This is a genomic window from Streptomyces sp. NPDC039424 (assembly GCF_055639495.1).
Genome location: NZ_JBVKAI010000012.1, coordinates 192,428 through 204,702, shown reverse-complemented (window position 1 = coordinate 204,702; position 12,275 = coordinate 192,428). Strand labels below are relative to the sequence as shown.

Here is a 12,275-nt window from a genome sequence, read left to right as displayed (position 1 = left end):
CACCTCTGCCGGTGGCCTCCCTCGCCCGTACCGGCCCCCTGCCGGTACGGGCGAGGGCGAGGCACCCCCGAATCTTGAGAACCGACTGGATCACTGGAGAGTCCCATGCGCTCTGCCCCCACCCGTCAGCCGTCCTCGCTGTGCCGCCACACCCCCCGCTGCCCCGCAGCGACCAGCGCCGACCGGGAAGCGGCCCGCACCGTGGCCGCCCACCCCGAACAGGGCTGGAGCCTGTTATGCAACGGCGTCCTGGTCTTCGACGACACCGGCGATCTGCTGCCCGACGGGCGCACCGTCGCCCCGCACCGGGCCACCCCGGCTGTCGCCGCCCTGATCCCCGCGTGACCGCACTGACCACGACCCCGTACGCCCCGTGCCGCTGCTACCCGGCCGCTTCGACGACGCCGACCGCCGTTTCGGCAGCAGTCGCCTGCGTTTCGGGAGCGGTCCCCGCCGTTTCGCGCACGCCCTGAACGATGCCTTCCGGAGGCCCCCATGACGTTGACCGACTGGCCGCGAACCGCGGCTGGCCCCGACCCCGAGACGGCGTCACCGGCCGTCGTTTCGGGAACGCCTCAGCCGGTTTCGCGGACGCCCGGCACTGTTTCGGATGCGCCGGAGTCCGTTTCGGAGACGGAAAGCGGAACCGGAACAGATGCCTCCCCGGCGAAGCTGACCGGCACCCAGAAGTGGACGGCGGCAGCGATCGTCATCGCCGCGCTCGCTCTCGCGGGCATCGGCCTGTACCTGTCCTTCGAGCACGTCGCGGACTTCGCCTTCACCGAGCTCCGCTTCGGCTCGCTGGGCAAGGGCGAATTGTTCGCGGTGGGCGTCGACGTCGGCATCATGGTGATGATCGCGGTCGACCTGCTGATGGCCTGGCTCAAGCGCCCCATCAGCTGGATCCGCTACCCGGTGTGGCTGCTGACGGCCGCCACCGTCGTCCTCAACGCCGCCTCCGGCGCCCCGGAAGGGGCCTGGAAGCTGCTCGACTACGTCGCCGCCGGCGCCCACGGCGTCGTTCCGGTCCTCTTCATCACGGTCGTCGAACTTGGGCGCACCGCGATCGACCGCGTTGTCCGGCCTGAGCAGGAAGAACGCGACTCGATCCCGTGGCTGCGGTGGATCCTTGCCCCGGTCGCGACAGCCCGGATCTTCCGCCGGATGCGGCTGTGGGGCGTCACCTCCTACCCGGAGATGATCCGCCGCGACCAGCAGCTCATCGCCTACGAGCAGTGGCTCAAACGCAAGTACAAGGGCGACATCTCCCAGGCCAGCGAAGACGAGCTGCTGCCGATGAAGATGGCCCCCTACGGCTACACCGTTGACCAGGCCCTGGCCATGCCCGATGAGCAGGAACAGGCAGCCCAGGAGCGTGAGGAGGAAGCCGAGCGGCGGCGCCTGGACGCGGAGACACGCAGCGAGGTCGCCAAGGCCGCGTCCGAAGCCGAGCGCCTGCGCGCCAAGGGCAAGGTGGAGGCAGTCCGTGCGGAGGTCGACGGCCAGACCGGCCAGGCCCGAGCCCACGCCCGAGCCCAGGTCAGCGCCGCAGAGCGGGCCGCTGCGCTCGAGGAGGCGGCGCTGGAGACGGCCGTCATCGCCGAAGCCCGCGCCCGCCAGGCTGAGGCGGAGCGCAAGGAGGCCGACGAGCGCGAGGCCAAGGCCGCCGCGGACCTCCAGGCGGCGGAGCTGGAGCGCCAGGCAGCCGAGAAGCGGAAGCTCACGGCGGAGGCCGACCGGGTAGCCGCGGCGGAGGCACACGCGATCGAGACCCAGACCATCGCCGAAGCCCGCAAGGCCGCTGCCGAAGCGAACCGGCGTACTGCTGAAACAGAGAAGGCCACCGCCGAAACGCAGCGGGCCGCCGCCGAAGCCAACCGCAAGAAGGCTGAGGAGGAGCGCCTCCAGGAGGTGGCTCTCGCCGATGCCGCGCGTGCCAAGAAGGAGGCCGCCGAAGCCGAGCGGGCTGCTGCCGAAACGCGGCGGGCTGCTGCCGAAATCGAGCGGCGTGCGGTCGAAGCCGAGGACGCCGCGAAGCTCAAGCCGCGTGAGCGCGCGGTGCGAAGGGTCGCCCGGATGATCCTTGCGGCCGGCGGTGACGCCGACCGTCTGCTGCTCGCCGACATCCAGCGCGAGCTGGCGGTCACCTCCCCCGGCACCGCCTCTGAGTACCGCCAGGAGGCCGTCGCGTTGCTCGCCGACGGTTACCGCTCCTGAGCCACCTGTCCGGCATACACCGGTGAGGGCCAGCCCACCCAAATTGGGCTGGCCCTCACCGCGACTGCCGGAAGCCAGTCGACAGCACACCGAGTACACCAGGAGGAAATCTCACCGTGACCAGCAACGACCCGAATCACGCACCTCTGCGCGACGTTGCGCAGAGCCCCGAGGCAACTGCCCGGTACCTGGCCGACATCCAGCGGGTCCTGCTGGACATCGGCAAGAACCTGGAGACCCTCGCCATCGAGACCCGCGTGCACTGCCGGGGCACGCACGTGGACGGCGACCGCTGGTACCACGCCCGGCTGCGCGCCCTGCCCGTCGAAAAGGCCCTCAAGGACGTGCTCAAGCACGTCAACGGCCTGACCGAAGGGCTGGAAAAGACCGCTTACAAGCGCAACGCCTTCACCGACGAGGTGAAGGAACTCCCGCAGAAGCGAAAAGAAAAGGAACTGGAGAAGCGGCGGAAGAAGAATCCGCAGCTCCAGGCCGCCCCGGGAAAGCCCCAGCAGCGGGGTGCGCAGAGTCAGAATCCCGGCTATGGTAGTCCCACGTCGATTTACGACCTGGGTAACAGGGAGTCGGCGTGAACCGCCCCCTCAGCAGCGCTGAACGCTCCATCGAACGGCGCAGGAACTGGCTGAAGGAAGAGGCGGACAAAGCCCGCGAATCTCGCGGCGAGGCGGGGCAGATGGAATTCTGGCTCCGCCTGGCACGATCCCGAATCGCCAAGGACGTCAAAGCCGGTCGCGGCGACGTCTACGCGGGATTCGCGCTGATCTGCCGCCTGTTCATCACGGCGATGGACCAGCGAGCGCAGGGAAACGGACGGATCTGGAACGACCTCCTGCAGTACGCGGAGCAGGTCGTGGCGAAGCACCCCCCGCGTCACTGAACGTCACCAGCGAAGGCCCCGCCGGGCTGCGGCGGGGCCTCGCGCGCGTAAAGCGTGCACACGTGCACGTGCACACGCGTGCACACAAGTCCTCACGCTCTGTCAAGTCCCAGGAGGGAGGCGCACCGTGTCCGACGAGGACGGCAGCGGGACCTTGGTCCGCGGCCCCTGGAGCGGTGATTCCTCGTACGTGCCACCGCCGATCCCGGACTACGCCGACACCATTCCGGAGCCGGAGGACATTTCCCCCGCGCCGCCGGAGTCGCCGAAAGAGACCACGATGGAACTGCCGCCGATTCCGGCTGCTCCGGACCCGGCGACGGCACTGCACTCGGACGGAATTACGGCACCGGAAACCGAAGAAGAGGACGGAGGATACGAGGAAGGTGAATACGTCCAGCCTCGTTCTCTCGCTGACCGTCTCGGTGACTGGCTCGAATTCCGGCTGGAAAGGGCGCGGGCTAATCATGAAAGCGAAGCGCCTTTCCGTGAGGCTGAAATAGCGCGGAAGGCCGCGCTGCTGGAGGGCCGGACCGCGCAGGAAGTCGCGATGATGGAGCAGAACGGAAAGCTCCACGCCACGATGATGAAAGCGAAGGGCGACAAAGCGGCGGCGCGTGGAAAGTCCGACGCCGACCGCATGAAGTCGTCCAGCTCAGGCCTGGGCACGGACAAGGGCCGCTCGAAGGCCGGCGGCGGGTCCTCGCGCGGCGGGGGCGGCAGCGGCGGCGGTCCTTCCCGCAACAACTCGGGTCCCGGCTCCAAGGGGCCCGGGTCGCGGGGCTCCAACTCCGGTGGGAGCGTCGGGCGTTCGGGGTCCGGGTCGACCGGGGGCGGCGGGAAGGGCTATGACCGGTCCTCTGGCGGCCGTGCAAGCGGCTCCGGGCGTAACGGGCCGTCCGGGGGCTCGAAAGGCTCCCAGACGGGCTCTGGCAGCTCGAAGGGCGACGGCGGCCGGGGCCAACACGGCCCTGCCTCCAGCGCCCGTGCCGAGCGGGCCCGCGGCCGCCAGGAGCGCGCCGGGGCCCGGCAGACCGCCCGGCAGGCGAGGCGCAGCGCCGAGCACGCCGCTGGCATCGCCGACCGGTCCAAGGACCGTGACCAGGCCCGCGCCAACCGGCAGCAGGCGTGGGAGGACCGCCGCGCGAAGCGGCAGGAGCGGAAGGCGGCGCGCAAGGCGAAGCGGGAAGCCGCGGCGCCGGCCGACCCCGGCCGCACCACCTTGGGCCAGGCCGTCGCGGAGGAAGCCCAGCGCCGCTTCGATAAGCGCCGCGCCGACGCCAAGGACGCGAAGGACGGCAAGGCCGGCGCGGAGAAGGTGACCCTGACCAAGGACAAGGACGCCAAGGACAAGGGCACCGACGGCAAGGGCGAGAAGACCGCCAAGGACGGCACTGACGAGGCCCCCAGCGACGCAAAGGACGCCCCGGCGGACGAGCCGGGCAAGGCATCCAAGGCCGGTGACGGGCCGTCTGACGGCTCGACGAAGCGGCGCCGGTTCCGGCGCCGGCGCACCCGCCGCGGTAAGCGACGCCGGGAGCCGTGGGAGAGCCTGTTCGAGCCGGATGAATCCGTCCCGACGGTGGAGTGGCCCGACGGCCGCCCGCACCGTCCCACCCCGCAGTCGGACACCAGCAAGGACATCCCGGACGCAGTGATCGTCGACGACGAGAGCGACCCGTTCGGCTGGCATGCCGCCCGCCGCGCCGGCCTGCCCCGCGCACCCAGGCAACCGCGCGCCAGGCGGGGGGTCGTCAAGCGCCCCGGCACCAGCCGTCCGGACACGACCGACGCACCCGGCGAGACCGAGCGGCCTGTCGCCGGCCGCCCGCCCACCAGCAGCCGACCCACCAGCACCGAAGGGAGCAGCGTGAGCAGCGCGGAGGTCAGCAGGCCGTCCGGGCAGAGCGGCCTGGCCACTCAGCACCGCACGGACATCACGTTCGACGAGTACCTGATGGAGATGGCACGCATCGCCATTCAGGCCGGCCTGGACCAGGAGCGGGCCGAAGCCCTCGCCGAAGCGCTCGGCAAGGTCGCCGACGCCCTGCGGGACATGGCCGCCGACCTGGTCGGCGACCACAACGTCACCACGACCGTCACCGACATGGTCGCGGACCTCGCCGACGCCGCGGCCCGCATGAAACTCCAGGCCGAACGCTGCGCCCAGGAGTGCGCGATCGCCTACGAGGCCGCCAAGCTCGCGGCCGCCATGGTCGCCCGCGTCTACGGCCAGGACATGGCCGCCAAGGAAGACGCGGGCCTCACGTACGCGTCGGCCGCCGCCCACCACGACTAGAAGCCGGAAGGACCTCGCCGATGAGCGACCTTGCCCCCAGCACCAGCGGCGGCGCGCCCGCGCCGGCCGACGGCGACAACCGCTACAAGGCCGTCCAGGCCAAGCTGGACAAGCTCGGCAAGGCCATGGACGACGCCGCCCTCGAACTCGAGTCCCTGCGGCGCAGCATGCAGGCCAACGCCACCCGCACCGAAGGGGTGGCCCGCGACATCGCCAACGCCGAACTCGACGGGAAGTTCGTGGAACTGACCAACAACGTGGCGCTCGCCCTGGGCGGCGCCGCCATCCAGGTCCGCAAGCTGCACGACACCGCGCGGGAGGCCGCCGACCTCACCTACGAGACCAAGCACACCCACTCCAAGCTCTACGGCGCGCTGGACGACATCCGCTCCAACCGCCGCGAGCGCACCCCCAGGCCGGGCTTCCTCACCCGCTAAGCCCCCGCAACCCACCCCGCCACGGGCGGCCCCGCACACCTCGCGGGGCCGCCCGCGGCCGTTCCCCAAGGAGTGACACCGGTGACCACGCCGCGCAGTGTCGTGCTCGAACGCCTCGCCTACACCCTCGCCGCGCCTGTGCTGGCCGTGGCCCCGAACCTCTGCCCCGACAGCCCCGTCAACCAGGTTGTGCAACTGGCCGGCGCGGCCGGGATCGGCGGCTGGTTCCTCGCAGCCAAGAGCGATGAGCCCGGGGCCGGACGCAAGATCCTGCGCTGGTCCCCGCTTGTCCTGGCCGCCGCAGTCGACGTCGCCGCCGGGCACACCACCGGCTCCGGCCCGTACTGGCTGGACGGGCTGCTTGCCGCCGGATGGGCGGCGGCCGGCTACCTGGTGATGCCGTTCTCCCGGCACACCCGCCGCCGTCACCGCCCCGCCGTCGCGGCCCCGGCCCCGCAGCCGGCACCCGCCGAAGCCCCGGAGCCGTCCCCGGCACGGCCGGACGACGGAGCCGACCTGCTCACCCGCGACGCGCGGGTGCTGTGGGAGCAGGCCGGGATGCCCGGCCGCACGCACATCGTCAAGGCCACCCGGCACCCCGGCATGCAGCACGACATGACGATCCTGCTGCGCGCCTCGGAGACCGGACGGCCGATCACCGGCCTGTCGGAGGCTGCGGTCGCCGCCCCGTTCGGCGTGCACTCTGGCGACGTCGTCCTGGCTGAGGTCGCCATCCAGCCCGGCCGTCAGGGCGGGCCCGGCTGGATGGAGGCGCGCATCACCCCCGACGCCAACCAGCGCCGCCGCACCAAGCCGACCCCACAGGAGCGCTGGACGGACCGGGTCGGCGGACCCAAGGGCGGCGCCCCCGGCTCCGAGCTGGTCCACAAGACCCGCGACGACGAACGCGGGGTGACCTTCTACCGGGCGAAGATGACCGACTCCACCGACACTCCGCGCATCGACCTGGCCAAGGTCTGCCGCGCGCTAAACCTGCCCGAGGACGACTCCTGCGTGTTCGTCCTCATCGACGGCAACGAGTTCCTGATCAGCGCGTTCGACACCCCGCCGCTCAGCGCGATCTTCCCCGCCACCCGCGAGCTGCTCACCCCGGACGACAAGGGCATGTACGTGTGCGGGTTCACCATCACCGGCCAGCCGGTGAAGACCATGGTGTACCAGCACGACAAGAACGCCCCGGCCCACGGCCTCACCCTCGGGGTCAGCCGGTCGGGCAAGACGCAGTACTTCGCGATCAACATGGCCGCCCAGTCCCTGGACGGCCAGGTGGTGTGGCTGTCCACCGTCCGCAAAGACGAGAAGACGACCACGCTGGGCCGGTACATCGACCGGCAGGGCTCCAACGCCCTGTGGATGGCCCGCCAGCTGCGCGCAGCGAAGGCACTCTGCGAGATCAGGGCAGAGATGCCCTGGCCGCACGACGGCCAGCCGCACGACTACAAGCCGGGCGACTCGCGCTGCCCGTACCGGCAGCTGAACGTGTACGCGGATGAGTTCATGACCGCGGCGCAGGACGGGGACTTCGGCGAGTTCATCCAGAAGGACGGCGAGGACCTCACGGTCACCGGCCTGAAGTACGGCATCGGCTTCAACCCGGCGGGCCAGTCGCCGTTCGCGCACAACGGGTTCTCCACCGAGATGAAGGACAACCTGCGGCAGAACAGCCGCCCGGTCATCTTCAACATGGGCTCGCCCGGCGCCACCCGCAAGGCGGCGGAGGGCACCATGGAGAACGCCTACGACGTGCCGACCATCCCGGCCCGCTACTCTCGCAGCGAAGGCTCCGCGATCGAGCGGGCCATCAAGGGCGAGGCCGACCCGGAGAACGGCGTCTCCACGGGCGGCGTCGCGGTCATCGTCCTCGACAACGGTCGCGCCGTCCTCATGCGGTCGCTGTACGCGGACTTCGATACCGACCTCTCCGAGCTGTTCCCCGACGAGGTCAACCGGCTCACCGACTACGAGATCAGCGAGCTGGAGAAGCGCGGCCTGTGGTTCGACTGGAACGAGCCCGCGCGACCCGGCGAGTTCTGGCCCGAACCCGACGAGGACGACGAGGGCCAGGGCCGGTCCCGCCGGCGCGGCGGCGGAGGCGGCGGCAAGGGCGGAGGCGGGCGCGGCCCCAAGGGCGACGGTCGCCGCTCCGATCAGGTCACCTCTCCCCGCCAGGCGCTGGAGGCCATCAAGAGCCTCACCGACGCCTGACCACACCCACCCATCCCCGGGACCGGCCCGCCCGAGCACGGCCGGCCCCACCCGACCCCCGCGAAGGAGCACCACCCGCCGTGGCCCTCTCCATCTCCGCCGCCGTGCTGCTGGGCATCATCGTCTTCGTCCTGCTCAAGGGCGGATACGTCCGTGCAGGCTCCGCGCTGGCCTGCAGCCTGTTCGGCTTCACCCTCGCCGCCACCGGCCTGGCCCCCATCATCAACAGCGGCCTCGCCTCGCTCGCCGGACTGATCTCCAGCTTCTGACTACGCCTCTGTCCAAGGCGGGTCGGGCGTGTAGTTGAGTCCGTCGCAGAAGCGGCAGTCCCACTCCGAGGGCACCTCCCACTTGTCGACCCAGAAGCCGACCTGCTTGCCCACGAAGAAGTTTTCACCGCCGCACCATCCGCACTCGAAGACGAACTCCACCCGATCCCCTTCCCCGTGCCTGTCGGATCGAGGATGCCCGGGGCGCAGGTGCGGTGACTACCCGCATGCCAGCCCCAACTCACCTGCTGCACAACGCCGAAGGGCGCCGCCGGAACCATCCCGGCGGCGCCCTTCGGCGTTCCTCGTAGGAGCCCCGATGACCCGCCCCGCCCCCTCCCCCACCACAGAGCACCTCACCCAGACCGCCGCACTGCCGGCGGAGCTGTCCCTCGAGGACCATCTGGCGCTCGTCGACGCGGCGATGACCGTACGGCTGGACGAAGCCGCCCTCGCCTACGAGGTCAACACCGCGCACATCCCCACCGAGCCCGTCGACCTAGCCGACGTCGTCACCGCCCCCGTCGCTCCCGTCAGCATCGAGCCCCAGCCGCTGCCGGACCTGTACCCGACGCCGGTCGCAGCGCTCCTGAAGCGCGCCCACCACCGCCTGATCACCGGCGGCTGGTGCAAGGACGCCCTGGTCGACGAAGACGGCGCGCGCTGCATGCTCGGAGCCATCCGGATCGAGGCCCGCGGCGACCGCGGCCTGGAAGCCGACGCGGCCGCCGTGCTCCTGGACACGATCCGCAGAGAGTTCGGTGACGTCGACTCTGTGCCGTCCTTCAACGACGCACACGGCACAGGCCGGGCCCCGATCCGCATGGTCGACCAGGCCGCCCGCCTCGCCGACGCCCACGGCCTCTAAGCCCGCCTCCGGACCTCCTGCCTCGCACCCGAACCCACGCGGCCGGATGCGGGCCAGGCAGCCCGGCCACAGGCCACTGCCCCGCGCCCTGCCATCGCACCCGCGACGGCAGGGCGCACACCCTTGCTGCGCCCCCGACGTCTGGAGGACACCTCGTGCTCACCCCGCGCCCGCGCCGCCGGATCGGCCGGCCCCGCCCGCCGCGCCCCGGCACCCGCTACCCCGCACGCCCAGTGCGGCTGCCCCTCGCCTGGACGCGGTGATGCCCCGCGTCAGGAAGCGCCGCCGCCGCGAAACTAGGCAGCGGATACCGCGTGAGGCGACCCGCCTCCCAACTGGAGTTCACGCGGGTTCCTCGAGACGTACCGCGGTCGCATCCGTGCAAGTACGCAGGTGAGCACCCTGCACCGGGCGAATCAGCGAGCGCACGAGGTTCTCGCACTCACGGGCAGATTCCGCCAGCTGAGCCGGGAACTTGCCCGTGAGCGCGCGAATCCGGAAGTCGCACGTCAGTCAATCCACGCCTCGCCGTGTCGATGCCGGTCCAACCCCACAGCTGAGAACTCGTCCTCGCCGGCGCTTGCCACTACGCCCAACTGCCGCAGCGATTGAGAGATCGGACTGCCAGCTCGCGGGAAGGGCTGGCCCTCCCCCACATGGAGCGGGCCCAGCACGATGGTGCCGCCATCCCACACGGCAGCCCGCTGCTCGCCCACGCCGCCGAAGTACTCAGCTTCCACGTAGGCCACCGGCCCACCGGCTGACCAGGCAGCGAGGGCCTTCTCGAACCCTCCTGGCAACCGCCAGAACCCCAACGCGCCTACGCCGCTGCCGTCTGCGACGGAATCGAACAGGGCGTCCGTCATCGGCATCAGCGACAGGCCCTGTCCGATCGACGCCAGCCGAGCGGCAGGCAGGGCCCGCGCCACACCCCGCAGCGCCTCCCCTTCGGCGATCACTGCTTGCAGGTCGTAACCCATCCCAACGCCCCCTCAAGATCGGAGGCCCCATCTTGTCCCAGACGGCGAAGGCGAACCCGCGCGGTACTCCCTCCCAGGACCACCACACCACCAGCGGGTTCTCGCCGGAGCACCGTCCAGATCCCTCGAACCCGCTGGTTTCCGAGCACGACCGGAGCGCTGTCCCGGAGGGTCTCGTCACCCGGCGCCAGCTTCGGGACCTCGGTCTCAGCCCCGGCGGGCACGACCCGGTTGCCGTCCTGCGCTGTAAGTGGTGCTCGTACCGGCCGCAATGGGCCTGCGTTCACCCGACCCGGGCCTGGCTGTTCAGCGTCGACCTGGCCGTGCCCAAGAGGACGGCGACGCTCGCGCAGGAGTGGGCGCTGGACCGGGCGATGGCGGCCCGCCAGACGTGCCCCGGCCCCTGTGGCCGGCGCTATCACCACTGCCTTCCGCTCCGGACGCTCGGCATGTGCCTGGAGTGCTACGACGGCACGCCCGCCGACCCGACCACCTACACCCTGCCCGCGGCCGCGCACCGCCTGGCCGCCTGACCTGAAAGGACACCCCGCCCATGACGACCCTGCCCGACACCGGGACCCCGACGTCGTACACCCTGGACCAGGCCCTGGACGACGCCGTCCGTGACACCGACGGGAAGATCACCCGAACCGACAGCAAGTCCAGCCTGTTACTGGCGTTCGTCGGGGCCGTCCTCGCCGGATTCGGCTCCACCGTCGACGACCATCTGCCGTTCCTGACGATGGTGTTCGGCGCGGCCGCCCTCCTCGCCCTGGCCGTGGCGGCCGTGCTGCTACTACTGGTTGTCCGGCCCCACCTCAGCGGAGCCGACCGCGCGTCGTTCCCGTACTGGGCACGCCTGATGGACGACGACGCGGTCCTTGCCAGCATGAGCGGCGACACCCGCGCCGCCCGCATCCGCATCCTGTCCGTGATCACCGTACGGAAGTACGTGCTGTTGCAGCGTGCGATCGACCTGATCCTGACCGCGCTGGCCGCCGGCCTCGCCCTGTAGATCCGCCCCGGGGCAGGCGCAAGGCGTCCAAACCAGTCGCCTGCCCGGGTCACCCATCCCGTACGAGACGAGAGGGAAACCCCAGTATGGCCTCCGCCTTACCCGCGCATGCCCGGATAGGACAGCGCACCCTGCTACTGACCACCGCCGCCGTGCCGTTGACCGGCTGGACCGTCCACGTCTACACGCTGCACCGCAGGCTCGCCGCAGCCCGCAAAGACCCGCTGACCGGTCTCCTGCGCCGCGACGCCTACACGGCCCGGGCCCGCCGGATCCTCGCCCGCCACGGCGACCGCGCGGCTGTGGTCCTGGTCGACCTCGACCACTTCAAGGCCATCAACGACACGTTCGGGCACCCCGCCGGGGACGCCGTCCTCGCCGCAACCGGCGCCCGGATCACCGCGTGGGTGGGCCCGCACGGCGTGGCCGGCCGCCTCGGGGGAGACGAGTTCGCCGTCGTCCTGGAGCTGCGCGCCGATGCCCGCGGCCGCCGCTTCGAGCAGCTGCTCCGCATGCTGCACACCCCAGTCACCCTGGACGACGGCCGCACCGTCGACGTCGCCGCGTCGGTCGGCGCAGCGACCCCGGACGCGATCAGCACCCGGGACCTGAACGTGCTGCAGCGGGTCGCCGACGCCGCGCTCTACGACGGCAAGCACTCCGGTCGCGCGCACCTCGCCACCCAGGAGCACGCGATCGTGCCCTCCATCAACGGCCGGCGCGCGGGCCGCCCAGGCACGGCGGCGTGGGGGCGAGCCGCATGAGCATCGCCACCCTGCCCCAGGGCGACTGGATCCGCGGCATCACGAACCGCCAGCCCTGGGCGACCTGCATCCTCGCCGGGAAAAGCCCGGAGAACAGGCCCGTGCACTGGCCGTGGAAAGGCTGGGTCTTGATCCACGCCGGAAAGAAGAAGCCGGAGCCCGCCGTGCTGCGCGAACCGCTGGTCGCCACCGCGATCCGCGGCCGCGAACTGCACCTGGGCGCGGTCATCGGCGTCGCCCGCCTCACCGGCTGCCACTTCGACCGGGGTCCCGCTGTCGGTAGGTCCGGCTATCAGAACCCG

14 protein-coding genes are annotated in these 12,275 nt (G+C 71.3%); 12 read left to right on the top strand and 2 right to left on the bottom strand.

The features are described 5' to 3' along the window. Positions 1 to 138: 138 nt before the first annotated feature. The 8 genes from ACZ7L0_RS27690 (at position 139) to ACZ7L0_RS27655 (ending at position 8,346) form a co-directional block, all read left to right on the top strand. Positions 139 to 345, top strand: coding sequence for a DUF5999 family protein (locus ACZ7L0_RS27690; protein WP_471245340.1), 207 nt, complete (start codon positions 139 to 141; stop codon positions 343 to 345). Positions 346 to 495: 150 nt separating this feature from the next. Continuing rightward, entirely contained in the window at positions 496 to 2,217 is a 1,722-nt protein-coding gene (locus ACZ7L0_RS27685; RefSeq protein WP_471245274.1) for a DUF2637 domain-containing protein, read from the top strand. A gap of 116 nt (positions 2,218 to 2,333) precedes the next feature. Further along, complete coding sequence (locus ACZ7L0_RS27680) at positions 2,334 to 2,810, top strand: hypothetical protein (protein WP_471245273.1); 477 nt, start codon at positions 2,334 to 2,336, stop codon at positions 2,808 to 2,810. Next, complete coding sequence (locus tag ACZ7L0_RS27675; protein WP_471245272.1) at positions 2,807 to 3,115, top strand: hypothetical protein; 309 nt, start codon at positions 2,807 to 2,809, stop codon at positions 3,113 to 3,115. Before ACZ7L0_RS27680 ends, ACZ7L0_RS27675 begins: the two co-directional genes overlap by 4 nt. A gap of 550 nt (positions 3,116 to 3,665) precedes the next feature. Beyond that, the gene (locus ACZ7L0_RS27670) at positions 3,666 to 5,414 is read left to right on the top strand and encodes an ATP/GTP-binding protein (protein ID WP_471245271.1); all 1,749 of its coding nucleotides are present in this window, start codon (positions 3,666 to 3,668) and stop codon (positions 5,412 to 5,414) included. A 20-nt stretch (positions 5,415 to 5,434) separates the two neighbouring features. Further along, entirely contained in the window at positions 5,435 to 5,851 is a 417-nt protein-coding gene (locus ACZ7L0_RS27665) for a conjugal transfer protein TraB (RefSeq protein ID WP_471245270.1), read from the top strand. A gap of 81 nt (positions 5,852 to 5,932) precedes the next feature. Continuing rightward, entirely contained in the window at positions 5,933 to 8,077 is a 2,145-nt protein-coding gene (locus ACZ7L0_RS27660) for a chromosome segregation protein ParM (RefSeq protein ID WP_471245269.1), read from the top strand. 80 nt (positions 8,078 to 8,157) lie between these two features. Beyond that, positions 8,158 to 8,346: a hypothetical protein gene (locus ACZ7L0_RS27655; protein WP_361455986.1), complete on the top strand. Its 189-nt coding sequence runs from the start codon at positions 8,158 to 8,160 to the stop codon at positions 8,344 to 8,346. On the opposite strand, the gene ACZ7L0_RS27650 is transcribed toward ACZ7L0_RS27655, so the two are convergent. Then, positions 8,347 to 8,508 carry a hypothetical protein gene (locus tag ACZ7L0_RS27650; RefSeq protein ID WP_199812944.1) on the bottom strand — a complete coding sequence of 54 codons (162 nt, stop codon included), beginning with the start codon at positions 8,506 to 8,508 and terminating at the stop codon, positions 8,347 to 8,349. Between the two features lie 157 nt (positions 8,509 to 8,665). Here ACZ7L0_RS27650 and ACZ7L0_RS27645 point away from each other — a divergent pair, with 157 nt between their 5' ends. Then, entirely contained in the window at positions 8,666 to 9,214 is a 549-nt protein-coding gene (locus tag ACZ7L0_RS27645) for a DUF6197 family protein (protein WP_471245268.1), read from the top strand. Positions 9,215 to 9,723: 509 nt separating this feature from the next. Here ACZ7L0_RS27645 and ACZ7L0_RS27640 read toward each other — a convergent pair. Further along, positions 9,724 to 10,194, bottom strand: a complete 471-nt coding sequence (locus ACZ7L0_RS27640; RefSeq protein WP_471245267.1) for a hypothetical protein — start codon at positions 10,192 to 10,194, stop codon at positions 9,724 to 9,726. A 134-nt stretch (positions 10,195 to 10,328) separates the two neighbouring features. On the opposite strand from ACZ7L0_RS27640, the gene ACZ7L0_RS27635 reads away from it, so the two are divergent. The 3 genes from ACZ7L0_RS27635 to ACZ7L0_RS27625 all read left to right on the top strand — a co-directional run bounded on the left by ACZ7L0_RS27635 (position 10,329) and on the right by ACZ7L0_RS27625 (position 11,973). After that, the gene (locus tag ACZ7L0_RS27635; RefSeq protein WP_471245339.1) at positions 10,329 to 10,727 is read left to right on the top strand and encodes an RRQRL motif-containing zinc-binding protein; all 399 of its coding nucleotides are present in this window, start codon (positions 10,329 to 10,331) and stop codon (positions 10,725 to 10,727) included. 20 nt (positions 10,728 to 10,747) lie between these two features. Next, complete coding sequence (locus tag ACZ7L0_RS27630; RefSeq protein WP_471245266.1) at positions 10,748 to 11,209, top strand: Pycsar system effector family protein; 462 nt, start codon at positions 10,748 to 10,750, stop codon at positions 11,207 to 11,209. A gap of 86 nt (positions 11,210 to 11,295) precedes the next feature. Next, positions 11,296 to 11,973: a GGDEF domain-containing protein gene (locus ACZ7L0_RS27625; RefSeq protein ID WP_471245265.1), complete on the top strand. Its 678-nt coding sequence runs from the start codon at positions 11,296 to 11,298 to the stop codon at positions 11,971 to 11,973. Positions 11,974 to 12,275 lie beyond the last annotated feature (302 nt).